Consider the following 22,190-nt stretch of genomic DNA (forward strand, 5'->3'; position numbering starts at 1 on the left):
CTCCCTAGGGCCACGCTGCTCCCCTCGGCAAGCCGCCCCACTCAATCCAGCCGCACGTTCAGCGCCTGGATCAGCGGCACCCAGATCGCCCGCTCCGCCTCGATCAGCCGTTGCATCTCGGCCGGGCTACCGCGGAGCGGCTCCAGCCCGATCTCCTGCATGCGACTGCGCACGGCGGGCTCGCCCATCACCGCGAGCAACTCGGTCGTCAGCCGCTCGGCGACCGGATCGGGCGTCGCCTTCGGTGCCACCAGCCCCTGCCAGGCATAGGCCTCGAAGCCATCGAGGCCGAGCGCCTGCTGCAGGGTCGGCACGTTCGGCAGCGCCTCGAGCCGCGCGGCGGAGAGCACCGCCAGCGGCCGCACCCGGCCGGCGCGGAGGTATTCGGCGCCGGAGGCGAAATCGAGCACCATCGCCTCGACGGTGCCGGCCAGCAGGTCGTTCAGCGCCGGCGCCGCGCCGCGATAGGGCACGTGGCTCATCCGGCCTCCCGCTTCCCGCAGCAGCCGCTCCATCGCGAGGTGATGCGGGGAGCCGACGCCGGGCGAGGCATAATCCACGCTGTCCGGCGCGGCGCGCACGCGCTCGATCAGCGCGCGGGCGGTGGTGAAGGTGGAATTGGCCTTCACCGTCAGCACCAGATGGAAGCGCGCGAAAAGACCCAAGGGGCGGAAGTCGCGATCGGGGTCATAGGGCAGGCGTCGGAACAGCGCGGGATTGAAGACCAGCGTGCCATTATCCGCGGTGAAGACCGTATAGCCATCGGCGGGCGACTTGGCCGCGGCCTCGGCGCCGATATTGGTGGCCGCACCCGGGCGGTTGTCGACCACCACCGGCTGGCCGAGCCGCGCGCCGAGCGAGGCGCCGATCAGCCGCGCCAGGGTGTCGGTGCCGCCGCCCGGCGCATAGGCGACGATCCATTTGATCGGCCGCTCCGGGAAGGCGGCCAGCGCCTTCCCCACGGGCAGGGCCGAGAGGCCGAGTGCGGCCAGCAAGGGTCGCCGCTTCAGGGTGGTGACGGGCATTTCCTGCTTCTCCTGGACGTTCTCTCACTGGCCGCTGGTATCAGCCATGCACCTCGGCGGATTTCATCGGCTGCTGGCCTTCCAGCGCGCGCCACATCGCGAGGTCGCGCTCGGCGGTCCAGATCTGCGGCCGGTCGAGCCCCTTCGCTTCGTCATAGGCGCGAGAGGCGTTGAAGGGCATGCAATGCTCGAAGATGACCCAGTGCCCGTATTTCGGCGCCATCGCGGCCATGGCGTCGCGGTAGAAGGCGCCGAGCTCCTGCCCCTTCGCGACCGCCTGTTTCGCCAGGGCGAAAAGGTCCGAGGTGAAGGCGGCGGTGCCGGCGATGCCGTCCTCCACCTCCTTCGCGTTCACCAGGCTGCGCCCGCGTCCCGGCACCAGCTTCTCGGCACCCAGCGCGCGCAGCGCGTCGAGCGTGCCGGGCCAGTCCGTGAAATGCGCATCGCCGCAATAGGGCGTGGCGCCGAATTCCACGGTGTCACCGGCGAAGAGCACCTTCTCCTTGGGCAGCCAGACCACGGTGTCGCCGGCGCTGTGGCTGCGGCCGATATGGATAATCTGCACCTCGCGGCGGCCGAGCCAGAGCGTCATCCGCTTGTGGAAGACGATATGGGGCCAGGTCAGGCCGGGGATGCTCTCCCTGCCGCGGAACAGGCGCGGGAAGCGGCCGATCTCGCTGTCCATGTCCTGCTGGCCGCGCTCGACGATCAGGTCACGGGTCGCATCGCTCGCGATGATCTCGGCGCCCTCATAGGCGGAGGCGCCGAGCACCCGGACGGCGTGGTAGTGGCTCAGCACGACATGGCGGATCGGCTTGTCGGTCACCGCGCGAATGCGGGCGATGACGTCCTGCGCCATGATCGGCGTGGCCTGTGCATCGACGACGAGGACGCTGTCATCGCCGATGACCACGCCGGAATTCGGATCGCCCTCTGCCGTATAGCCGTAGAGCCCCGGCCCCAGCTCGTCGAAGGAGATCGTCTTCTCCGTGAGATCCTTGGTGCTCGCGAAACCGGACATGCTCTTGTTCTCCGTCGTGATGGGTCAGGCGGCGGCGAGGCCGGCGCGCGCCTGCGCGAGCGCCTCGCGCAGCACGGCGAGGTCGCCGACCTGGTTGGCCAGCAGCAGGATCAGCCGCGCGTTCAGCCGATGGCTCTGCTCGGGCGTCAGGTCGCGATGCGCTTCGATCAGCGCCTCGTAGAAGGCGTCGGGGGCATCGAGGTTCGGCGCGAGATTCAGGGTCGCAGTCATGACGCCATCTCCCAGCCCAGCGCGGTCGCCATGGCGTGGCGGATGCCGGCCAGGCAAGGCGCGCGCCAGCGGGCGCAGACATGCTGGTCGGGGCGCAGCAGGTAGCCAGTGCCGGGGCGCGCGTCGTAGCGCCGGGCGAGCAGGCCCTCACTGTCCTCGATCGCGATGACGCCTTCCGGCACGGCGCCGGCGGGATCGACCAGCAGGGTCCTCGCCTCCTCCGGCACCGCATCCGGCGGCACCCCGAAGCAGAGCAGGGTGAAGCCCTGACCGATCTGCTCCAGCAGCCATCCTGGCGCGCCATCGATGCGGATCGGTGCATCGGTCGCCGGCGCACCGGGCACCATCGATCCTTCGAAGCCATCGGCATCCGGCGTGTTCAGCGCGGAATCCCGCAGCACCGTCGGCGTCGATAGCCGGCCGCTGTTCACCAGCGCCCGGGCGAAGGGCGCCTCGCGCGCGAGGTCCAGCACCGCGTCGCGGAACAGGCGGCTGATCTCGCTCTTCGGCGTGATGAAATCGGTGGCGCGGGTGGAGTTCAGCAGGTTCTCATCCGCCGCCGCTTCCCGTTCCGCGGCGTAGCTGTCGAGCAGCGCCTCCGGCGCCTCGCCGCGCAGCACGGCGGCGAGCTTCCAGGCGAGGTTGTCCGCATCCTGCACGCCGCTATTGGCACCGCGCGCGCCAAAGGGGGAGACGCCATGCGCGGCGTCACCGGCGAACAGCACCCGGCCATGGCGGAAGTGCTCCATGCGCCGGCAGGCGAAGGTGTAGATGCTCACCCATTCCAATTCGAACCGCGCATCCTGGCCGAGCAGCGCACGGATGCGCGGCAGCACGCGCTCCGGCGCCGTCTCCAGTGCCGGATCGGCATCCCAGCCGAGCTGGAAGTCGATGCGCCAGACATTGTCCGGTTGCCGGTGCAGCAGCACCGACTGTCCGGGATGGAAGGGCGGGTCGAACCAGAACCAGCGCTCGGCCGGGAAGTCCGCCGCCATGCGCACATCGGCGATCAGGAAGCGGTCGCGGAAGACGCGGCCCTTGCTCTCCAGCCCCATCATGGCGCGGATCGGGCTGCGCCCGCCATCGGCGGCGATCACCCAGTCCGCCCGCAGCCGATAGCTGCCCTCCGGCGTCTCCACCGCCAGCAGCACCCCGTCGCCTGCCTGTTCGAGGCCGATCACGCGGTTGCTCCAGCGGAGATCGAGACCCCGCAGCGCCAGCGCGCGCTCCGCCAGGTAGCCTTCGACATAATACTGCTGGATGTTCACGAAGGCGGGCCGGTGATGCGCTGGCTCCGGCAGCAGGTCGAACTGGTAGAGCAGCGCGTCCCGCAGGAAGACCTTGCCGAGGTTCCAGCGCACGCCCTTGGCGGCCACCAGCTCGCCGAGGCCCAGCCGGTCGAAAATCTCCAAGGTGCGCTTGGCGAAGCAGATGGCGCGCGATCCCGTGGAGAGGCGGTTGTCGTCATCGAGCAGCACCACGGGAATGCCGCGCTGCGCCAGGTCGATGGCGGCGGCGAGCCCGACCGGCCCCGCGCCCGCGATGACCACGGGATGCCGCGGCGGCTCCGGTGCATCCTGATCCCGGCTGCGGCGATAGGCGAAGTCCAGGCGCTGGTAGTCCGGCTCCATGAGGTCCGCGGATGCTGCGCTCATTCGGCGTCGCCCTGCCGCTCGGGGGCGGCGTCGATGAAGGCCGGCAGTGCCAGGCAGGCGGCCTCCGCCTGTAACAGCCGCGGCACGGCGCCGAGATCCACCCCGAAGCGCCTGGCATTGCCGAGCTGCGGCACCAGGCAGAGATCGGCGAGCGTCGGCGCCGCGCCGAAGCAGAAGGGGCCGGGCGTATCCGCGACCAGGGCCTCGCAGGCCGCCAACCCCTCCTCGATCGCCCAGCGCGCCCAGCCGGTGACCGCCTCTTCCGGCAAGGCGAGTTGGCGCAGCCGCGCCAGCACGCGCAGGTTCTGCACCGGGTGGATGTCGCAGGCGATCGCCTGGGCGAAGCCGCGGATGCGCGCCCGCATCAGCGCATCGCCCGGCAGCAGCGCCGGTGAAGGATACGTCTCCTCCAGCCATTCAATGATGGCCAGCGACTGCGTCAGCACCGCGCCGTCGTCGGTCTCCAAGGTCGGCACCAGGCCCTGCGGGTTGAGGCGGAGATAATCCGGCGCACGCTGCCCGCCATGGCGCAGGTGATGCGGCACGGGATCCGCGGCGACGCCCTTGAGATGGAGCGCGATCCGCACGCGCCAGGCGGCGGAGGAACGGAAATAGCCGTGCAGGCGCATGGACCTCCCCTTCCCTGTTCGTTCAGGCCGCTTCCGCCGGATGCGGCGTCCGCTGCGCGGCGCCGGCCATGTGCCGCGCCGCGATGTAGCCAAAGGTCAGGGCGGGCCCGAGCGTGATGCCGCCGCCGGGATAATTGCCGCCCATGATGCTCGCCGCGTCATTCCCCGCGGCGTAAAGGCCGGGGATCGGCGCGCCCTGCGCGTCCAGCACGCGGGCATGGCCGTCGCAGCGCAGCCCGGCGAAGGTGCCGAGATCGCCCACCACCACCTCGACCGCATAATAGGGCCCCTGCGCGATGGGTGCGAGGCATGGGTTGGGCTGGAACTCCGGGTCGCCGTTGAAGCGGTTATAAGCGGTCGAACCCTTGCCGAAGGCGCGGTCCTCGCCGGCCGCCATGTCGCGGTTCCAGGCCGCGACCGTCTCCTCCAGCCCCCCTGCATCGATGCCGGCGGCATGCGCCAGCGCCGCGAGCGTCTGGCCGCTCTTGAGGTAGCCGGAGCGGATCTGCGGCCCGACCGGCACCGGGAAAGGCTTCACGAAGCCGAGGCCGAAGCGGCGCAGGAAGGGCTGGTCGACCACCAGCCAGGCCTTCGCCGGCTTGCCCTTGCCGGTCGCGGCGAACAGCGCCTGGATGAAGTCGTGATAGGAATTCGCCTCGTTCACGAAGCGCCGGCCATTCTCCAGCACCGCGATCAGGCCGGGCTTGGCGCGGTCGATGAAGTGCGGGAAGACGCCCCAGCTTCCATCCTTGCGCGGCACGCGGGAGACCGGGACCCAGGCCGCGGCATTGGGATAGCCATCCTCCACCGCGGCGCCGACCGCCTCGCCCAGCCGCAGCCCGTCGCCGGTATTGCCGGCGGGTGCGGGCGAGAAATGGCCGGCATTGTCGTGGTCATGCGGGAACATCCGCCGGCGCCGCGCCTTGTCCTGCGGGAAGCCGCCGGCGGCGAGCACCACGCCGCACCGCGCCTGCACCGCGACCTCGCCGGCCCCGGCGCCGAGCATCGCCCCGGTGACCGCGGCGCCGTCCCGCAGCAGCCGCAGCGCCGGCGCTTCGGTGCGGACGTCGACGCCGAGGTCGAGCGCGCTGCGGAACAGCCGCGCGGCGAGGGCATTGCCATTGGTCAGCAGCATGCCGCGCCCGTTCAGCAGCAGGTCGCGCGCATGCGCGGCGAGCCGCCCGGCGACATAGGCGGCTGACGTGACGGAGCGCGTCACGTTGAAGAAATGCTTCAGCTCGGGGCCGGAGCCGATCATCAGCCCGACGAAGGTCAGCTCCGGCAGTGGCGGGCGCAGCCGCTTCAGCTCCGCCCCCAGCCCCTGTGCGCGATAGGGCTGCGCCTTGATCGAGCGGCCGCCGGGCCTGCCGCCCGGCGCATCGGGGTGGTAGTCGGAAAAGGCCGAGGCCGGCTCGAACTGTACGGCGGTCTTCGTCTCGAAGAACTCCACCGCCTCCGGTCCCGCGGCGATGAAGGCCTCGACGGTCTCGGGGTTGTAGTGGTTGCCCGCCTCATGCCGCAGATAGGTGCGCACGGCATCGGCGCTGTCCTCAATGCCGTCGCGGCGGGAGACGGGGTTGTTCGGCACCCAGAGGAAGCCGCCGGAAAGCGCGGTGGTGCCGCCGACATGGCGGTCCTTCTCGGCGACAATGACGGAGAGGCCGCGCGCCGCCGCGGCCACCGCCGCCGCCAGCCCGCCGGCCCCGGATCCCACCACCAGCACGTCGCAGGTCAGGCTCTCGGTCATGCAGGCTGCTCCATCCCGTGCTGTTCAGCGGACCACATGCGGCTCGACCAGGAAGGTCGTGATCTCAGCGATGAAGCGCTGCGCATGCGCCATGGCGGCGACGCCGGCCTCCGAGGCGAAGGCGGCGCCGAGCCCGTCCAGGTCGCGGAACCACATCTCGACGACGCCATCGATCGGCAGCGCCGCATGCGTGGCCGCGGTGCCCGGCGCAGATTCCCGCAGGACGACGTGGTTCTGGGTATAGCCGAGCAGATGCGGGAAGCGCCGCACCAGCGGCCCGTGCACCTCCCGCCATTCGCGGGAGAAATCCTCGGCGGACATGCCGGGCAGCCGCGTCAGGATCGACATGCGCTTGATGCAGGGGCCGGGGTCGGCGGGCAGCGGCACCACCACATGCTGCTCCGCCGCGACCACCCTGGTGTCGGCGACGAAGCCCGGGGAATCCGCCGCCACCGCATCATAGCGGCCGGAGGCGATGGCGGCCCGCATCGCCGCCACATCCGCGAACCAGAGCTGGGAGATGCCGTCGAAGGTCCAGGCGCCGCGCGCATGATCGATGCCGCGCTGCGCGGCATCGACGACAGGGTTCTGGTGATAGGCGAGCAGCCCCGGCAGATCAGCAGCGAGCGGCCCGTGCACCTCGCGCCAATGCGTGCGGAAGGCGGCTTGGGTGAGGTCCGGCCGGCGGGTCAGAAGACCCATGCGGAGGATCATGGCGGTCTCCTCAGAGAGCCAGATAGCCGCCGTCCACCACGAGCGTGGTGCCGGTGACGTAGCTGGACATGGCGGAAGCGAGGAAGACGACCGGCCCGACCAGCTCCTCCGGCTCGCCGTAGCGGCCCATCGGGATGCGGGCGAGGAAGCGCGCCGAGCGCTCGGGGTCGAGCCGCGTCGCCTCGGTCATGGCGGTGGCGAAGGTGCCGGGCGCGATGGCGTTGACCCGCACGCCGTCCTTCGCGAGCTCATGCGCCATGCTCTGGGTCAGCGCGCGCACTCCGGCCTTCGATGTCGGGTAGCTGACCGAGGTCGCGGTCGAGACGAAAGCCGCGATCGAGGCGATGTTGACGATGCTGCCCTTGGTCTCGCGCAGCGCCGGCAGGAAGGCCAGCGAGACGTTCAGCGTGCCGCGCAAGTTGACGTCCATGGCGGCGTCCCAGGCCCGCATCAGATCCGGGCTGTCGATCGTGTGGCGCGGGCAGATGCCGGCATTGTTGACCAGCACCGAGACCGCGCCGGCCTCCGCCGCGATGTCAGCCGCCAGCGCGCGCGTGGCTTCGGCATCGGCGACATCCAGCACATGGGCGAAAGCCTCACCACCCGCCGCACGGATCGCGGCCGCGGTACGCGCCGCGCCGTCCTGCGCGATGTCGGTCGCGACCACCCGTGCGCCTTCCCGCGCCAGGCCGAGCGCGATCGCCGCGCCATTGCCCTGTCCGGCACCGGTGACGAGCGCGAGGCGTCCGTGCAGCAGCATCTGGCGGTCATTCCTCCTGAAGCCCGGGTCACGGGCAGCCCGCTTGGGCGCGGGTCGTCGAATGGCGCGGAGCCAATCATAGGACGAACTCGTTCGCAAGAACCAAATCATCTCCGATGAGACATTTTGCTGATTGCATATCACTTCGTCGAATCCTAGGCTCCGCGCCATCGGCACCCAAGGCCGACAAGAGCCGTAACGGCGACGACTGGGGAGGAGGACAAGGTGCCCAGCATCAGCGACGACATCACACGGCGCGGCTTCGGCCGCGGCACGCTGGCCGCCCTGCTGGCGGCGCCGGCGATCGCCCGCGCGCAACCCCGCGAGGAGATCCGCCTCGGCTTCAACGGCGACCTCGCCGCCTCGCCTTCCGCCCAGTCCGGCCGCGCCGCGGTGGTCGGCATCCGGGCGGCGATCGAGGATCTGAACCGCGAAGGCGGCGTGCTCGGCCGCGCCTTCTCCCTGATCGTGCGGGACGACCTGTCGCAGCCGCCCAAATCCATCCAGAACATGAGCGACCTGATCGACAACGAACGCGTGGTCGCGGTGCTCGGCCCGACCAATTCCGGCAATGCGCTGGCCTGGCGCCATATCCCGAACCAGAAGCGCGTCCCGGTGATGGGCTGCATCGGCTCGGCGACCGACATCACCCGGCCGATCCGCGCCGGCGCCGACAACTACATGTTCCGCGTCGGCAGCGTCGACCGCACCCAGGTCATCGCCCTGATGGCCTATGCGAAGAAGAACCCGCGCAGCGGCCGCATCGGCTTCCTGACCGAGACCACCGGCTATGGCCAGGCCGGGCTGCGCGACCTGCAGGAGGTCGCGCAGGCACAGGGCCTGACGGCCGCGGCCAATGAGCGCTTCAACGTCAATGACACCGACATGACCTCCCAGCTCGCCAAGCTCCGGACCGCCGGCGTCGAGACGGCGCTGGTCTGGGCGCAGGGCACGCCGATCGGCCAGCTCATGCGCAGCATGGACAAGATCGGCTATTTCCCGACCGTGCTGACGAGCTGGGCCGCGGACAATCTCAGCTTCATCAACGCCGCCGGCCCGACCCTCGCCGAACGGCCGATTTTCCTGCGCACCGTCTCGGAAGACCGCACGCCGCGCCAGCAGGCCTTCTTCGACCGCATCCGCCCGCAGCTCGACGCGGATTCCGCCTATTCCTTCGCGGTGCATGGGTATGACGGCACCATGCTGCTCGCGCGCGCCATGCAGCAGGCCGGCAACACCGAAGGGCCCGCGGTGCGCGCGGCGCTCGAGGATCTGCAGGGCCGCCTCGATGGCTATGCCAAGACCTATGAGCGCCCCTTCACCCGCGACCAGCACGAGGCGCTGACCGCGGCGGACCAGCGCTGGACCTGCTGGCGCGGCGGCCGGCTCGCGGCCTTCGACGACGCGGTGGTCGCAGGCCTCCGGCCCGAGGATTTCCGGGGCTGATCCCGGCATCCGCCGGCCCGATCGCGGAGGGAACCAGGTGCTCGCGACCTATCTCCAGGTGCTGGTCAGCGGCCTCGCCATCGGCGGGGTCTATGCGCTGATCGCGCTGAGCTTCAGCATCACCTTCACCACCACGAAGACGCTGAACTTCGCGCAGGGCGAGTTCATCGGCGTCGGCGCCTTTCTCGGCGTCACCGTGCTCTACCTGGTCTCGGGCGAGGGCAGCTTCGCGGCCCTCGCCCCTGCGGCCGCGGGCGGCGCCCGCTATCCGCTGGCGGCCGCCGTGGTCGGCGCGGTGCTCGGCGCACTCGGCATCCTGCTCTTCCTCGCCGCCATCCGCCCCTTCGCCGGCAAGCCCGGCATGTCCTGGGTGATGAGCACGATCGGCTTCGGCATCATCCTGCAGAGCCTCGGCCTCGCGGTCTGGGGGCCGGCGCCGGTCAACATGCCCTCCCCCTTCGGCGACGACGTCATGCGCCTAGCCGGCGCCGGGGTGCGGCCGCAGGAGATCCTGGTGCTGGCGGTGGCGGTCGTGCTGATGGCGGCGCTCGACCTGCTGATGCGCCGCACCCGGCTCGGCAAGGCGATGCGCGCGGTGGCGCACAACCCGCAGGTCGCGGCGCTGATGGGCATCAACGTCGCCGCGGTGATGCTCGGCGCCTTCGCGCTGTCGAGCGCACTCGCCGGGGTCGGCGGGCTGCTGGTGGCGCCGATCGCCTCGGCCTCGCTCTTCATGGGCATGGGCATCGCGCTCAAGGCCTTCTCGGGCGCGATCATGGGCGGGCTCGACAACCCGCGCGGCTGCATCTTCGGCGGCTTCGCGCTCGGACTGCTGGAAGCCGGCGTCGCGCTGTGGGAGGCGCAGTGGCGGGAGATCGTCATCTTCCTGCTCATCATCCTGGTGCTGGCGATCCGGCCCAACGGCCTCTTCGGCGCACGCGCGCTCGACAAGGTCTGACGCCATGCGTCACATGCGCCACGCCCTGATCGCGACCGGCATCGCCCTCGCCGCCGCCCTGCTGGTGCTGGCGGCGGGCAACGACTTCCACCTGCGCATCCTCTTCAACATCTGCGTCTACCTGCTCTGCGCGCAGGGGATGAACGTGCTGCTCGGCTATGCCGGCCAGAAATCGCTGGGCCAGGCCGGGCTCTTCGCGGCCGGCGCCTATGGCGCGGCACTGCTGACCACGCGATGGGACCTCGACCCCTGGCTGGCGCTGATCCTCGCGGTCGGGATCGCCGGCGTCTGCGGCGTGCTGATCGCAGCCCCCTCGCTCCGGGTGCGGGGGCCGAGCCTCGCCATGGTGACGCTCGCCTTCGGCATCGTCGTCGAGAAGCTGGTGACGGAGGCGGAGCCCTTCGGTGGGGCGATGGGGATCTACGCCATCAAGCCGCTCACCATCTGGGGCGAGCCGCTGAGCATGGCGCAATGGGTCTGGCTCGGCATCGCGCTCTGCCTGGTCACGCAGTTGCTGCTCGCCAACCTGCTCACCGGCCGACACGGCCGCGCCTTCCTGTCGCTGCAGGCCGATGAGGTCGCGGCCGGGGCGGTCGGCGTGCCGGTGCTGCGCACCAAGGTGCTGGCCTTCGTCATCGCCGCCGTGACCTGCGGCCTGGCCGGCGCGCTGGTGGCACAGCAGAACCAGTACATCAATTCCGACTTCATCACCTTCCACCTCTCGGTCTTCATCCTGCTGCTGGTGCTGTTCGGCGGCAGCGGATCGCTGGCCGGGCCGCTGCTCGGCGCGGTGACGCTCACCGTCATCTCCGCCCTCGTCGCGCGCTGGACCTGGATCGAGCATTTCGTCAACGGCGCGCTGCTGCTCTTCGCACTCTACGCCATGCCGAAGGGCCTGGCCGGTGCCATCGCCGGCGCGGCCGCCCGGCTCCGGCGCAGGCCGGATCGGCCGCAGGGCGCGGCGCCGGCGGCATCGGCCGCGGTCGCGCTGCCGGTGCGCGAGGGCCAGCCGGGGGAAGCACCGCTGCTGACCGCCGAAGGGGTCTGCAAATCCTATGGCGGCGTGCAGCCGGCGCGCGACGTGGCGGCCCGCCTCGTCCCCGGGCACATCCATGCGCTGATCGGCCCCAACGGCGCCGGCAAGAGCACCTTCATCAACATGCTCTCCGGCATCGTGCGCCCGGATGCCGGCCGCATCGCCTTCCTCGGCGAGGATCTCAGCGGTGCCGCGGTGCACGCGATCTGCGGCAAGGGCATCGCCCGCACCTTCCAGAACCTGCGGCTGTTCCGCGAGCTCTCGGTGCTCGACAACGTGCTGCTCGGCCAGCACGCGCGGATGCGGAACGGCGTCCTCACCTCGCTGCTCGGCCTGCCCGCCGCCCGGCGGGAGGAGCGGAAGGCGCGGCAGCGCGTGGACGCCATCCTCGCCTTCCTCGGCCTGTCGCACCTCGCGGCGCTGCCCGCCGGCAGCCTGGCCTATGGGCTGCAGCGGCGGGTGGAGCTGGCCCGCGCGCTGGCGACCGAGCCGCATCTGCTGCTGCTCGACGAACCCGCGGCGGGCCTCAACCCGCAGGAGACGGCGGAGCTCGGCGGGCTGCTGCGGCGCATCCGCGATCAGGGCATCACCATCCTGCTGGTCGAGCACCACATGGACCTGGTGATGGCGATCTCCGACCACGTCATCGTGCTCGACTACGGCGAGAAGATCGCGGAGGGCGCGCCGGCCGCGATCCAGCGCGACCCGCGCGTCATGACCGCCTATCTCGGCACGGAGCCGGACGCAGCGCCGCGGGCGGCCGGTCTGCCGGCGGCGGCGGGGGGCTGAGGCCATGGCCATGCTGCAGCTCGACGCCGTGCATATCGCCTATGGGCCGATCCAGGCGGTCGCCGATGCCACCATCGCGGTGGAGCCGGGGCAGATCGTCGCCATCGTCGGCGCCAATGGCGCCGGCAAGAGCACGCTGCTGAAAGCCATCGCCGGGCTGGTGCCGCTCGCCGCCGGCGGCATCCGCTTCGAAGGGCGCGACATCGCCGCCCTGCCCGCGCATCGCCGCGTCGCCGCCGGCATCGCCCTCTCACCGGAGGGGCGGCAGGTGTTTCCCGACCAGACCGTGCGCGACAACCTCGAGCTCGGCGCCTATTCGCGGCGGCTGGGCCAGGCCGATCTCGCCCGCGCGATGGCGGCGCAATACGAACTCTTCCCGCGCCTCAGGGAAAGGCAGGACCAGCCCGCGGTCACCCTCTCGGGTGGCGAGCAGCAGATGCTGGCGATCGCCCGCGCCCTGATGGGCGAGCCGCGGCTGCTGCTGCTCGACGAGCCCTCGCTCGGCCTCGCGCCGCTGATCATCCGGGAGATCTTCGGCATCATCACCGCGCTGCGCGCCCGCGGCGTGACCGTGCTGCTGGTCGAGCAGATGGCCAATCTCGCGCTCGGCGTCGCCGACCGCGCCTATGTGCTGGAGACCGGGCGCGTCACGCTCGAAGGCAGCGGCGCCGAGCTGCTGCAGCATCCCCGGGTGCGGGCGGCCTATCTCGGCGGTGGGCATTGATGCCCGGTGGAGAAAGCCCTGGCTTTCGGAGCCGGGCATCAGCGCGCAGGGTTGGTGTGGCGGCTGCGCGCCAAACAAAGCCTCTACCCAACGCGTCAGCCGGCCCGGCTACGCCGCGCGGCGCGGCGGAGCGGCGTGACCGTGCCGGCCGCGGCCGGCGGCGCCTGGTAGCCGAGCTGCGCGGAGACCTTCCGGCCGAAACCCACGACCTGCGCCAGTTGCGCGCTACCCTCGGCGACGTCCAGCGCTTCCGCATGGCCGATCGCCGTCAGCGCGAACTGCAGTTGCCGGCTGTGGTCCAGCACCGGCACGGCGACCGCGTTCACGCCCGGCACCGGCACGCCTTCGGTGGTCGCGTGGCCGAGGCGGCGGACCTCGGCGACGGAGAGGCGATGCGCTTCCAGCGAGGTGCCGCGCCCGATCGCCTGGGACCTGCCGCCGGCGCGCGTCTCGGCCTCGACCAGCGGGCGCACCAGCGCCTCCGGCAGCAGCGCGCCGAAGAGCCGCCCCGTCGCGGTGCCGGTGATCGTGAACACCGCGCCGGCGCGGAGATTGACATGCACCGGCTGCACCGCCTCGGTCACCTGGATCACCGTCGGGCCATGGGTGCCCCAGACGGAGATCGTAACCATCAGCCCCATCTCGAGCGCCAGCTCCATCGCCGCGGCACTCGCGAGCCGCAGCGGGTCGAAGCCGCGCATGCGCGCCAGGCCGAGCTGCAACGCGAAGGGGCCCAGCAGGTAGCGGCCGCTGGCCGCATCCTGCTCCACCAGCCCAAGCTTGCGGAAGCTGACGAGATAGGCATGCGCCTGCGCCGGCGTGACCTTCGCCGCTGCTGCCAGGTCGCGCAGCATGGAAGGCTGCGCCAGCTCCACCATCGCCTGCAGCAGGCGGCCCCCGACCTCGATCGACTGGACCCCACGCCCCTCGATGGTCTTGCGCGTCGCGGGCAGGTGCATGGGCGTCCTTCTCGATTCCCGTTCGATCCTGGCCTGCAGCATAGCCAGCGCGCGCCACGATGTCGTGACGCGAATGGCCGCTGCAAGTCGGTGTCAGTGCCACTTTTCATCTCAGATGAGACGATATATGATCGGCGCGGACGCCCGACGATCCAGAGCCCTCGTCCACGGGAGCACCGCCGATGAACCTCTCCGTCAGACCCGGCCCCGCCGCCGCGCCGGCCGAGGCGCGCAACGCCGCCGCCTATATGTCGGGCTTCGGCAATGGCTTCGAAACGGAGGCCCTGCCCGGCGCCCTGCCGGTCGGGCGCAACTCCCCGCAGCGCTGCGCCTATGGCCTCTATGCCGAACAGCTCAGCGGGTCCCCCTTCACCGCCCCGCGCGCCAGCAACGAACGCTCCTGGCTCTACCGCATCCGCCCGACCGTCGGGCATTGGGGCCGTTTCGAGAAGGTCGATGCCGGGCTCTGGCGCACCGCGCCCGCGGCCGAGGTCGACATGCCGCTGGCGCCGCTGCGCTGGGACCCGATCCCGCTGCCGGAGGCGCCGCTGAGCTTCCTGGACGGCATCCGCACCGTCACCACGGCGGGTGATGCCGGCGCCATGGCCGGCATGGGCTCGCACATCTATCTCGCCACCCGCTCGATGCGCGACGAGTATTTCTACAACGCCGATGCCGAGATGCTCTTCGTGCCGCAGCAGGGCGCGCTCCGGCTCTGGACCGAGTTCGGCATCATCGACATCGAGCCGGGCGAGATCGCGGTCATCCCGCGCGGCGTGAAGCTGCGCGTCGAGCTGCCGGAGGAACAGCCGGCGCGCGGCTATCTCTGCGAGAATTACGGCGGCGCCTTCACCCTGCCGGAGCGCGGCCCGATCGGCGCCAATTGCCTGGCGAACCCGCGCGACTTCCAGACGCCGGTCGCCGCCTACGAAGACCGCGACGCGTCATCGACCCTGACGGTGAAATGGGGCGGCAATCTCTGGCGCGCGGCGATCGGCCATTCGCCGCTCGATGTCGTCGCCTGGCACGGCAATTACGCGCCCTACAAATACGACCTCCGGCGCTACTCACCGGTCGGGCCGGTGCTCTTCGACCATGCGGACCCGTCGATCTTCACGGTGCTGACCGCGCCCTCGGAAACACCCGGCACCGCCAATGTGGATTTCGTGATCTTCCCCGACCGCTGGCTGGTCGCGGAAAACACCTTCCGCCCGCCCTGGTACCACATGAACGTCATGAGCGAGTTCATGGGCCTGATCTACGGCGTCTACGACGCCAAGACCGGCGGCGGCTTCGTGCCCGGCGGCTTCAGCCTGCACAACACCATGCTGCCGCACGGCCCCGACCCCGCTTCCTTCGAAGCCGCAAGCCATGCCGTGCTCAAGCCCCACAAGCTGGAAGGGACTTTGGCCTTCATGTTCGAGACCCGCTTCCCGCAACGCGTCACCCGCTTCGCCGCCGAGGCGCCGCAGCTCCAGGCCGACTACCCCGAATACGGCCAGGGCCTGCGGAAGCATTTCGACCCGTCGCGGCCATGAGCAGGACCGGCACCGACCCGATGACCCAGATCGACGCCACTCATGATCCCGCCCTCCGCTCCTGGGTGCCCGGTGCCGACGGACATCCGGATTTCCCGATCCAGAACCTGCCCTTCGGCATCGTCTCGCCGCCCGGCGGCGATCGGCGCAGCGGCGTCGCGATCGGCGACGGCATCCTCGACCTGAAGGCGGCGCTCGCCGCCGGGCTCTTCGCCGGCGCGGCGGCGGAGGCCGCGGAGGCAGCGGCATCCGACACGCTGAACGGCTTCTTCGCCCTGGGTGCGGGGCCACGCCGGGCACTGCGGGCACGGCTCTCCGCACTGCTCGCGGAGGGCAGCGCCGAGCGCGACGCGGCCGCAGCCTGCCTGCACCCTGCCGCCGGCTGCACCCTGCATCTGCCGGCACGCATCGGCGACTACACCGACTTCTATGTCGGCATCCACCACGCGACCAATGTCGGCCGGGTGTTCCGCCCGGACAATCCGCTGCTGCCGAACTACAAGCACGTGCCGATCGGCTATCACGGCCGTGCGTCCTCGGTGCGCGTGAGTGGCACCGATCTGCGGCGGCCGAAGGGGCAGCTCAAGGCGCCGGACGCCGCGGCGCCGCGCTTCGGCCCCTGCGAGAAGCTCGATTACGAGCTGGAGCTCGGCATCTGGATCGGCCCCGGCAATGCGCTTGGCGAGCCGGTGCCGGTCGGCGCGGCGGAGACGCATGTCGCCGGCTTCTGCCTGCTCAACGACTGGTCGGCGCGCGACATCCAGGCCTGGGAATACCAGCCGCTCGGCCCCTTCCTCTCGAAGAGCTTCGGCAGCACCATCTCCCCCTGGGTGATCACGCCGGAGGCGCTGGCGCCCTTCCGCATCGCGCAGCCGCCGCGGCCGGAAGGCGATCCGGCGCCGCTGCCCTACCTGCTCGACGCTGCCGACCAGCGGGGCGGCGCCTTTGACATCGCGCTCGAGGTGCTGATCGAGACCGCCGCGATGCGGGCGGCAGGGTTGCCGCCGCATCGCCTGTCGCTCTCCGGCACGCGGCACATGTACTGGACCGTGGCGCAGATGGTCGCGCACCACACCAGCGGCGGCTGCGACCTGAACCCCGGCGACCTCCTCGGCTCCGGCACCCTCTCCGCGCCCGATCCGGCGGGCCTCGGCAGCCTCCTGGAGACGACGCGCGGCGGCCAGGCACCGGTGGTGCTGCCGGGTGGCGAGACCCGCCGTTTCCTGGAGGATGGCGACGCGGTGATCCTGCGCGCCCGCGCGGCGCGGCCCGGTGCGGTCAGCATTGGCTTCGGCGAGTGCCGCGCGCAGATCCTGCCCGCCGTGTAGCGGGTCTTTTCCGCCCCTGGCGCGCCGATCTCCTCGCCGATGCCACCAGCATCGGCTGCGTCGACCGACACGCCAGGGACGAAAAAACCCCGCCACACGCCTCCCCGCGCCAAATGCTGGTTCGGCCTAGAATGGCGCCGGCCCGACGGAGGCCACGCCGGGAAGGACACACCGCCGCCATGCCATCGCCGCCGGACTGGGTGACGCTCCGGATCCTGCTCGCGGCCGACGCGCTCGGCAGCCTGTCGCGCGCGGCGGAGCATTGCGGCATCGCGATCTCCGCCGCCGCCAAGCGGATCCAGGATCTGGAGCAGCAGCACGGCGTGCAGCTTCTCGATCGCGGCGCCAAGGGCGTACGCGCGACGGCGGCCGGCGAGCGGCTGATCCGGCACGCACGGGCGCTGTTCGAGCTCGGCAGCCGGATGGAGGACGACCTCCGCGCCTTCGCCGCCGGCGGCACCGGCAGCGTCCGGCTCGGCGCCACCACCTCGGCGCTCAGCGGCCACCGCCTGGCCGAAGCGCTGGCCGGCTTCGCGCAGGCGCAGCCCGGCATCGCCGTGACCCTGCAGGAGGAGACCAGCCTCGCCATCCTGCACGAGGTGCTGGAAGGGCGCGTCGATCTCGGCATCGTCACCAGCGCCGCCGCGCTGCCGACGGAGCTGGAGGCGCATGGCTGGCACGGCGACGCGCTGCTGGCGGTGATGCCGGCCGGCCATCGCCTGGCCGACCGCGCCTCGCTCCGCTATGCGGCGCTGCTCGACGAGCCGCTGATCGGCGTGCAGGCCGGCGGCGCGCTGGCGATCCTGCTCGAGGAAGAGGCGCGGCGCCTCGGCCGCGCGCCGCAGTACCGCTTCCGCGTCGCCACCACCGATTCCGCGCGCCGCCTCGCCGCCGCGGGCCTCGGCGCGACGGTGATGCCGGATGGGGTGGCGCGGCCCTATCTGGCGGCACTCGGCCTCGCGGGTGTGCCGCTCGCCGAGGACTGGGCGCGGCGCCGGCTGCGGATCGTGGCGCGGCCCGCGCCCGGCCTGCCGGCAGCGGCCCGGCTGCTGCTCAACCACCTGCTGGCGCAGCCCGAGGCCGGCTAGATCGGATCGCCGATCCCTCGACAGGCTGCGTGTACCGAACCATAAGGCAGGACGGTGCGCGCCGGAGGCAGCGATGATATGGATCTTCTGGGCGGGCCGCGGCTGGTGCGCGCCTTGCCTGCTGGCGCTCGGCATGTTCCTGCCGATGATCGTCCTTCGCCAGATCGACGGGCCCGAGGTGGACCGGGGCGTCGGCCTGGCCGTGGGGCTCGCGGCTCTCGTCATTGCCTGGCTCGGCCTTCGTTGGAACCGCGGCGGCAAGCCCAGCGAGCCCGCACGGCACTCCTTCTGGGGTCTGCCGTTGCAGTTCTGGGCCATCCCGATGTTGGTCTTCGCCATCCTGCTCGGGACACACGTCATCACGACGGCGGAAGAGCCGCGCGGGCCACGATCCGCGATCCCGACAGGGGCGCTCAAATAGCCCGGCCCCGACCGGCGCTACTCGATGCGGATGGCGCCCCGCCGCGCGACCTCCGCCCATTTGCGGCGCTCGTCGCGGATGAAGCGGCCGAAGGCTTCCGGCCCCTCCGCCAGCGGGATGGTCCCGGCTTCGGTGACGCGGGCCCGCACCGTGGCATCGGCCATGGCCGCGGCGAAGCCCTCATGCAACGCGGCGATGGTGGCGGCCGGGGTGCGCGCCGGCGCCAGCACCCCGCCCGAGCCGTTCACGGCATAGCCCGGCAGCGACGCGGCCTCGGCGACGGTCGGCAGGTCGAGCCCGGGCGTCGGCCGCGCCGAGCTGACCGCGAGCGCGCGCAGCATGCCCGAGGCGACCAGCGGCTGCGCCGCGGCGGCGCTCTCGAAGGCGAAGTCGACGGCGCCGCCCGCCACATCGGTCATGGCCGGGCCGCTGCCGCGATAGGGCACATGCGTCGCCCGCGCGCCGATGCCCTGCAGGAACAGCTCCGTGCTCAGGTGCTGGGTCGTCCCCGGGCCGCTGGAGGCATAGGTCAGCCCGCCCGTCCGCAGCCGCGCCGCCAGGCCCGCGAGGTCCCGGTCCGGTCCGCGCGCCGGCACCACCACCAGCAGCGGCCCTTCGAAGATGCGGGTGACCGGCAGGAAGTCGCGTTCGGGGTCATAGGGCAGGTTCGCCATGATCGCGGGGTTGATGGCGAAGGTCGCCAGGCTGCCGAAGACCAGGGTGTGGCCGTCCGGCGCCGCCTGCGCCACGGCCTGCATGCCGATGGTGCCGCCGGCGCCGGCGCGGTTCTCCACCACCACCCGTTGCTGCGGCCAGCGCAGCTCGCTCGCCTTCTCCGCCAGCAGGCGCGCGAAGATGTCGTTGGCCTGGCCGGGCGTGAAGGGCACCACGATCCGGATCGGGCGCGACGGCGCCCAGCCCTCGGCCGCGCGGCCCCGCCCGGGGCCCGCGAGCAGGGCCGGTGCTGCGAGGATCGCGGCGGTGAAGCCGCGACGGGTCGGCATCGGCGTGGTCATTCTCGGGTTCCTCGCGGTCGTGGCGCCGCCCTCTCGCGGGGCGGTCGTCCGGGGTTCATTCGGCGACGGGCGCATCCCCGGGCAAGGCCAGGGTGCCGTCGGCGATCAACGCGGCGATCTCGGCCTCGGAGAGCCCGGCCTCGCGCGCCACCTCCCGCCCGTGCTCGCCGAGGCGGGGCGGCTGGCGGCGGAGGCCCGGGCGGCCGCCGGGCAGCGCGATCGGCAGGCCGGGCAGCCCGGCATCGCCGCGCACCGGCGCGCCGCCCGCCGCCTCGGCGCCCGAGAGATCGACCGGCAGCAGCCCGCCCGAGGCCAGCAGATGCGGGTCGTCGAGCAGCTCGCCGGGCTTGGCGATCGGCGCGAAGGGGAGGCCCAGCGCCTCGCAGCGCGCCATCAGCACGGGCTTCGGCAGGGCGGCGAAGACGGCGGCGACGCGCGGCAGGATGCGCGCCCGCGCCGCGGCCAGGCGATGCATGCCGGCGAGATCAGGGTCGCTCAGCAGGTCCTCCAGCCCGAAGGCGGCGCAGAAGGCGCGCCACTGGGTCTCGGTGACGACGCCGACGAAGACCTGCTGGCCGGGATCGGCGGTGTCGAAGATGTCGTAGACCGGCCAGGGCTTCCGCATCGCCGGGTCGCCGAAGGGCTCGGGCTCCCGGCCCTCGATCGCGGCGCGGGCCATGTGCTGCGCGGTCAGCACCATGCAGGTCTCGAAGAGGCCGGATTGCACCAGGCCGCCGCGCCCGCTCGCCTCCCGCTCCCGCAGCGCCGCCAGCACGCCGATCGCGGCGAACATGCCGCCCATGATGTCGTTGACCGAGGATCCCGCGCGCAGCGGCCGTCCCGGCGGTCCCGTCATGTAGGCGAGGCCGCCCATCATCTGCACGACCTCGTCGAGCGCCGCGCGGTGCTCGTAAGGCCCGGGCAGGAAGCCCTTGCAGGAGGCGTAGACGAGGCGCGGGTTGATGGCGGCGAGCGCGGCCTGGCCGAGGCCGAGCTTGTCCATCGCGCCGGGGCGGAAATTCTCGACCAGAACGTCGGCGCCGGCGGCGAGCCGCCGCACCAGCGCGAGCCCGGCGGGGCGCTTGAGGTCGATGCAGAGGCTGCGCTTGTTGCGGTTGAAGGCCGGGAAGAAGCCGAGCGCGGGACCGGTCAGGCGGCGGGTGTTGTCGCCGGCGGGTGCGGGCTCGATCTTCACCACCTCGGCGCCGAGATCGCCGAGGATCATGCCGCAGCTCGGCCCCATCACCATGTGGCTGAACTCGATCACCCGGATGCCGCCGAGCGGCGTCGGGGTGGTTGCGGGGCTGTCGTTCGGCATGGCGGCGCGTTCCGGATGTGGGGGCGTCAGGCGGCGGCTTGGTAGGTGCGCGGGATGCCGGCGGCGGCGACCCGGCCATGCAGCGTCTCGCTTGGCAGCCCGGCGGCCAGCACCTGCCGGGCTTCCAGCAGCGCGGCGAGGTCGATGCCGGTCGCGAAGCCTTCGGATTCCAGCAGGTAGACCAGGTCCTCGGTCGCGGCATTGCCGACCGAGCCGGGCGCGAAGGGGCAGCCGCCGAGGCCGCCGAGCGCCGCATCGAAGCCGCGCACGCCTTCCTCCAGCGCCGCCAGGACATTCGCCATCGCCATGCCGAGCGTGTCGTGCAGATGCAGGTTGCCGAAGCGGTCCGCGCCGACCTCCGCGCTGACAGCGCGCACCAGGCGGCGGACCTGCCCCGGCGCCGCATAGCCGAGGGTGTCGGCGAGGGCCACGACATCCGCCCCCGCTTCCGCCAGCACAGCCGCGAGCGCCACGACCTCGGCCTCCGGCACGGCGCCCTGCAGGGAGCAGCCGAAGGCCGTGGAGATGCCGGCCTCGATGCGCGGCCGCCCCTCGCCCAGGCTCCGCGACCAGGACAGGATCCGCCCGAGCTCGGCCACCTGCGCGTCGCGGCTGCGGCGGACATTGGCGCGGCTATGCGCCTCGCTGGCGGAGACCGGCACGATGATGGATTGCGCGCCGGCCGCGGCGGCGTCCTGCGCGCCGCGCAGGTTGGGCGCGAGCGCCACCACGAGCAGCGCGGGATGCGCCGCGCGCGTGGCCGCCGTCACCGCGGCGGCATCGGCCATCTGCGGCATGGCGGCCGGCGGCACGAAGCTCGCGACTTCCATCTCGGAGAGGCCGGCGCCGGCCATGGCGGCGATCCAGGCGCGCTTGGCGGCGGTCGGCATGACGGCTTTCGCCATCTGCAAGCCGTCGCGCGGGCCGACCTCCCGGACGATGACCCGCTCCGCCGCCGTTCTGCGCATGGCGTTCTTCCCTGGCGTTGCCTTCCACCGCGCAGGATGCGGCGGGCGGCGCCGCGGCCAGAAGCCGTCATTGCAGCAAGGGGCTTGCGCCGGCGACGGAAGCCGTCAGCCCGGCCGCGTCGCCCGCAGCACCGGCGGCAGCACAACCGCGGCGACGATGCCGAGCTGCCCTGCCGCCAGCAGCAGCGGCAGGGTCCAGCCGCCGAAGACCGCCACCAGCACCGCGAAACCCGAGGGCGCCAGCACGTAGCCGAGGAAGCAGAGCGTGCTCGATCCCGCCGTCGCCTCGATGACGCGCTCCGGCGGCACCAGGCGCGCGACCTCGGCGTTGTAGATGCCGTTCCAGCTCGCCGCGACGCAGCCGGTCAGCGTGCAGAGCGTGACGAGCAGCCAGAAGGGCGCGCCCGCCGGCAGCAGGGTCAGCGCCGCCACCAGCGCCGCCGCCGCGATCGCCTGCACGGCGAGTGCGAGCGCCGGCCGGCCGGTGCGGTCGGCGAGCCAGCCGAGGCCGATGCGGGCGAGAGCGCCGCCCGCCTGCATGCCGGCGAAGGCAGCGCCGGCCTGGATCAGCGGCAGGCCCCGCGCCTCGGTGAGCCAGGTGACGGTGAAGGCGAAGAGGCTGCCCTGCACGACGGCGAAGGAGAAGGCGAGGAGCGTCAGCGGCGGCAGCAGCCGGTGCAGCCGGAGCGCGGCGAAGGGCCCGGCGAGGCTGCGGCGGCTGAACAGCGCCGCGGGGCCGACCGGCTGGCGCGGGTCGCGCTCGACATCCAGCGCCACGCGCTGCGGCTGCACGACGAGGCAGGCGAGGAGCGCCGCGAC

At 72.1% G+C, this 22,190-nt stretch carries 21 protein-coding genes; 8 read left to right on the forward strand and 13 right to left on the reverse strand.

Annotated features, from left to right (window positions below; all coding sequences use genetic code 11):
* Positions 1-41: 41 nt before the first annotated feature.
* From GXW71_RS11335 to GXW71_RS11370, 8 genes are read right to left on the reverse strand one after another with little or no spacing between them, the layout of a single operon-like run.
* Positions 42-1,025 carry a Bug family tripartite tricarboxylate transporter substrate binding protein gene (locus GXW71_RS11335; RefSeq protein ID WP_211852612.1) on the reverse strand — a complete coding sequence of 328 codons (984 nt, stop codon included), beginning with the start codon at positions 1,023-1,025 and terminating at the stop codon, positions 42-44.
* 40 nt (positions 1,026-1,065) lie between these two features.
* On the reverse strand, positions 1,066-2,046 hold the full coding sequence (locus GXW71_RS11340) for an MBL fold metallo-hydrolase (RefSeq protein ID WP_211852613.1): 981 nt from the start codon (positions 2,044-2,046) through the stop codon (positions 1,066-1,068).
* Positions 2,047-2,070: 24 nt separating this feature from the next.
* Positions 2,071-2,277: a DUF2783 domain-containing protein gene (locus GXW71_RS11345; RefSeq protein WP_211852614.1), complete on the reverse strand. Its 207-nt coding sequence runs from the start codon at positions 2,275-2,277 to the stop codon at positions 2,071-2,073.
* Positions 2,274-3,932, reverse strand: a complete 1,659-nt coding sequence (locus tag GXW71_RS11350) for an FAD-dependent oxidoreductase (RefSeq protein WP_246526475.1) — start codon at positions 3,930-3,932, stop codon at positions 2,274-2,276. The genes GXW71_RS11345 and GXW71_RS11350 overlap by 4 nt, the downstream gene beginning before the upstream one ends.
* Positions 3,929-4,561 (reverse strand): maleylacetoacetate isomerase, encoded by a 633-nt coding sequence (maiA, locus tag GXW71_RS11355; RefSeq protein WP_211852615.1) that lies wholly within the window; start codon positions 4,559-4,561, stop codon positions 3,929-3,931. Before maiA ends, GXW71_RS11350 begins: the two co-directional genes overlap by 4 nt.
* A 22-nt stretch (positions 4,562-4,583) precedes the next feature.
* Positions 4,584-6,308: an FAD-dependent oxidoreductase gene (locus tag GXW71_RS11360; protein WP_211852616.1), complete on the reverse strand. Its 1,725-nt coding sequence runs from the start codon at positions 6,306-6,308 to the stop codon at positions 4,584-4,586.
* 24 nt (positions 6,309-6,332) lie between these two features.
* Positions 6,333-7,022 carry an EthD domain-containing protein gene (locus tag GXW71_RS11365; protein ID WP_211852617.1) on the reverse strand — a complete coding sequence of 230 codons (690 nt, stop codon included), beginning with the start codon at positions 7,020-7,022 and terminating at the stop codon, positions 6,333-6,335.
* 10 nt (positions 7,023-7,032) lie between these two features.
* The gene (locus GXW71_RS11370; protein ID WP_211852618.1) at positions 7,033-7,782 is read right to left on the reverse strand and encodes an SDR family NAD(P)-dependent oxidoreductase; all 750 of its coding nucleotides are present in this window, start codon (positions 7,780-7,782) and stop codon (positions 7,033-7,035) included.
* A 225-nt stretch (positions 7,783-8,007) separates the two neighbouring features.
* On the opposite strand from GXW71_RS11370, the gene GXW71_RS11375 reads away from it, so the two are divergent.
* From GXW71_RS11375 to GXW71_RS11390, 4 genes are read left to right on the forward strand one after another with little or no spacing between them, the layout of a single operon-like run.
* On the forward strand, positions 8,008-9,228 hold the full coding sequence (locus tag GXW71_RS11375) for an ABC transporter substrate-binding protein (RefSeq protein WP_211852619.1): 1,221 nt from the start codon (positions 8,008-8,010) through the stop codon (positions 9,226-9,228).
* Positions 9,229-9,265: 37 nt separating this feature from the next.
* Complete coding sequence (locus tag GXW71_RS11380; RefSeq protein WP_211852620.1) at positions 9,266-10,186, forward strand: branched-chain amino acid ABC transporter permease; 921 nt, start codon at positions 9,266-9,268, stop codon at positions 10,184-10,186.
* A gap of 13 nt (positions 10,187-10,199) precedes the next feature.
* Positions 10,200-12,011, forward strand: a complete 1,812-nt coding sequence (locus GXW71_RS11385; protein ID WP_211852621.1) for a branched-chain amino acid ABC transporter ATP-binding protein/permease — start codon at positions 10,200-10,202, stop codon at positions 12,009-12,011.
* A gap of 4 nt (positions 12,012-12,015) precedes the next feature.
* The gene (locus tag GXW71_RS11390; RefSeq protein WP_246526476.1) at positions 12,016-12,735 is read left to right on the forward strand and encodes an ABC transporter ATP-binding protein; all 720 of its coding nucleotides are present in this window, start codon (positions 12,016-12,018) and stop codon (positions 12,733-12,735) included.
* A 95-nt stretch (positions 12,736-12,830) separates the two neighbouring features.
* Here the strand turns inward: GXW71_RS11390 and GXW71_RS11395 are convergent, their stop codons facing one another.
* On the reverse strand, positions 12,831-13,694 hold the full coding sequence (locus GXW71_RS11395) for an IclR family transcriptional regulator (protein WP_211852622.1): 864 nt from the start codon (positions 13,692-13,694) through the stop codon (positions 12,831-12,833).
* A 182-nt stretch (positions 13,695-13,876) separates the two neighbouring features.
* On the opposite strand from GXW71_RS11395, the gene hmgA reads away from it, so the two are divergent.
* The 4 genes from hmgA (at position 13,877) to GXW71_RS11415 (ending at position 18,069) form a co-directional block, all read left to right on the forward strand.
* On the forward strand, positions 13,877-15,232 hold the full coding sequence (hmgA, locus tag GXW71_RS11400; RefSeq protein ID WP_211852623.1) for a homogentisate 1,2-dioxygenase: 1,356 nt from the start codon (positions 13,877-13,879) through the stop codon (positions 15,230-15,232).
* A complete protein-coding gene (gene fahA, locus GXW71_RS11405; protein ID WP_246526477.1) occupies positions 15,229-16,560 on the forward strand; it encodes a fumarylacetoacetase in 1,332 nt (443 codons plus the stop codon). The genes hmgA and fahA overlap by 4 nt, the downstream gene beginning before the upstream one ends.
* A 179-nt stretch (positions 16,561-16,739) precedes the next feature.
* Positions 16,740-17,648 (forward strand): LysR substrate-binding domain-containing protein, encoded by a 909-nt coding sequence (locus GXW71_RS11410; RefSeq protein WP_211852624.1) that lies wholly within the window; start codon positions 16,740-16,742, stop codon positions 17,646-17,648.
* Between the two features lie 73 nt (positions 17,649-17,721).
* A complete protein-coding gene (locus tag GXW71_RS11415; RefSeq protein ID WP_211852625.1) occupies positions 17,722-18,069 on the forward strand; it encodes a hypothetical protein in 348 nt (115 codons plus the stop codon).
* A gap of 17 nt (positions 18,070-18,086) precedes the next feature.
* On the opposite strand, the gene GXW71_RS11420 is transcribed toward GXW71_RS11415, so the two are convergent.
* The 4 genes from GXW71_RS11420 to GXW71_RS11435 form a co-directional block, all read right to left on the reverse strand.
* The gene (locus GXW71_RS11420; protein WP_211852626.1) at positions 18,087-19,085 is read right to left on the reverse strand and encodes a Bug family tripartite tricarboxylate transporter substrate binding protein; all 999 of its coding nucleotides are present in this window, start codon (positions 19,083-19,085) and stop codon (positions 18,087-18,089) included.
* Between the two features lie 55 nt (positions 19,086-19,140).
* Complete coding sequence (locus GXW71_RS11425; RefSeq protein WP_211852627.1) at positions 19,141-20,403, reverse strand: CaiB/BaiF CoA transferase family protein; 1,263 nt, start codon at positions 20,401-20,403, stop codon at positions 19,141-19,143.
* A gap of 26 nt (positions 20,404-20,429) precedes the next feature.
* A complete protein-coding gene (locus GXW71_RS11430) occupies positions 20,430-21,371 on the reverse strand; it encodes a hydroxymethylglutaryl-CoA lyase (RefSeq protein ID WP_211852628.1) in 942 nt (313 codons plus the stop codon).
* Between the two features lie 105 nt (positions 21,372-21,476).
* Positions 21,477-22,190 (reverse strand): MFS transporter (locus GXW71_RS11435; protein ID WP_211852629.1); only part of this gene is annotated, 714 nt, incomplete at its 5' end.

The sequence above is a fragment of the Plastoroseomonas hellenica genome (assembly GCF_018129085.1).
GTDB lineage: Bacteria > Pseudomonadota > Alphaproteobacteria > Acetobacterales > Acetobacteraceae > Plastoroseomonas > Plastoroseomonas hellenica.

What these genes read in the sequence shown, in the direction of transcription:
- GXW71_RS11335 (WP_211852612.1), bottom strand. Translation starts at nt 1,025, where the DNA reads ATGCCCGTCACCACCCTGAAGCGGCGACCCTTGCTGGCCGCACTCGGC.
- GXW71_RS11340 (WP_211852613.1), bottom strand. Translation starts at nt 2,046, where the DNA reads ATGTCCGGTTTCGCGAGCACCAAGGATCTCACGGAGAAGACGATCTCC.
- GXW71_RS11345 (WP_211852614.1), bottom strand. Translation starts at nt 2,277, where the DNA reads ATGACTGCGACCCTGAATCTCGCGCCGAACCTCGATGCCCCCGACGCC.
- GXW71_RS11350 (WP_246526475.1), bottom strand. Translation starts at nt 3,932, where the DNA reads ATGAGCGCAGCATCCGCGGACCTCATGGAGCCGGACTACCAGCGCCTG.
- maiA (WP_211852615.1), bottom strand. Translation starts at nt 4,561, where the DNA reads ATGCGCCTGCACGGCTATTTCCGTTCCTCCGCCGCCTGGCGCGTGCGG.
- GXW71_RS11360 (WP_211852616.1), bottom strand. Translation starts at nt 6,308, where the DNA reads ATGACCGAGAGCCTGACCTGCGACGTGCTGGTGGTGGGATCCGGGGCC.
- GXW71_RS11365 (WP_211852617.1), bottom strand. Translation starts at nt 7,022, where the DNA reads ATGATCCTCCGCATGGGTCTTCTGACCCGCCGGCCGGACCTCACCCAA.
- GXW71_RS11370 (WP_211852618.1), bottom strand. Translation starts at nt 7,782, where the DNA reads ATGCTGCTGCACGGACGCCTCGCGCTCGTCACCGGTGCCGGACAGGGC.
- GXW71_RS11385 (WP_211852621.1), top strand. Translation starts at nt 10,200, where the DNA reads ATGCGCCACGCCCTGATCGCGACCGGCATCGCCCTCGCCGCCGCCCTG.
- GXW71_RS11390 (WP_246526476.1), top strand. Translation starts at nt 12,016, where the DNA reads ATGGCCATGCTGCAGCTCGACGCCGTGCATATCGCCTATGGGCCGATC.
- GXW71_RS11395 (WP_211852622.1), bottom strand. Translation starts at nt 13,694, where the DNA reads ATGCACCTGCCCGCGACGCGCAAGACCATCGAGGGGCGTGGGGTCCAG.
- hmgA (WP_211852623.1), top strand. Translation starts at nt 13,877, where the DNA reads ATGAACCTCTCCGTCAGACCCGGCCCCGCCGCCGCGCCGGCCGAGGCG.
- fahA (WP_246526477.1), top strand. Translation starts at nt 15,229, where the DNA reads ATGAGCAGGACCGGCACCGACCCGATGACCCAGATCGACGCCACTCAT.
- GXW71_RS11410 (WP_211852624.1), top strand. Translation starts at nt 16,740, where the DNA reads ATGCCATCGCCGCCGGACTGGGTGACGCTCCGGATCCTGCTCGCGGCC.
- GXW71_RS11415 (WP_211852625.1), top strand. Translation starts at nt 17,722, where the DNA reads ATGATATGGATCTTCTGGGCGGGCCGCGGCTGGTGCGCGCCTTGCCTG.
- GXW71_RS11420 (WP_211852626.1), bottom strand. Translation starts at nt 19,085, where the DNA reads ATGACCACGCCGATGCCGACCCGTCGCGGCTTCACCGCCGCGATCCTC.
- GXW71_RS11425 (WP_211852627.1), bottom strand. Translation starts at nt 20,403, where the DNA reads ATGCCGAACGACAGCCCCGCAACCACCCCGACGCCGCTCGGCGGCATC.
- GXW71_RS11430 (WP_211852628.1), bottom strand. Translation starts at nt 21,371, where the DNA reads ATGCGCAGAACGGCGGCGGAGCGGGTCATCGTCCGGGAGGTCGGCCCG.